The sequence below is a fragment of the Vibrio splendidus genome (genome assembly GCF_001557875.1).
Lineage (GTDB): Bacteria > Pseudomonadota > Gammaproteobacteria > Enterobacterales > Vibrionaceae > Vibrio > Vibrio splendidus_F.
In genome coordinates, this window is sequence record NZ_LNRF01000040.1 from 1 (window position 1) to 386 (window position 386).

At 39.4% G+C, this 386-nt stretch carries 1 rRNA gene; it reads left to right on the forward strand.

From position 1 onward, the window contains the following. Positions 1-8 precede the first annotated feature (8 nt). Positions 9-124 (forward strand): 5S ribosomal RNA (gene rrf / locus ATB74_RS23490). Positions 125-386: the final 262 nt, after the last annotated feature.

Here is a 386-nt window from a genome sequence, read left to right on the forward strand (position 1 = left end):
AAAATTTGCTTGGCGACCATAGCATTGTGGACCCACCTGATTCCATGCCGAACTCAGAAGTGAAACACAATAGCGCCGATGGTAGTGTGGGGCTTCCCCATGTGAGAGTAGGACATCGCCAGGCTTTAATTTCGACTTTGTCTATTAAATAGACAAGTCACCATAGAGTTCTAAGTTTTCTTAGTATTTTATGTTGACTTTCAAAGTAGAAAGCGTATTATACGCGTCCTGCTTAAGTGCTAAGGCACTGAAAGCAAAGCTCTTTAACAATTTAAACCTATCAATCTGTGTGGGCACTCGTTGATGAATATCAAAACGTTTTATCGTTAGATAAAACAGATTCTTCGGAATCAAAATTGATTTCAATGAACTGAGTGACCAATACG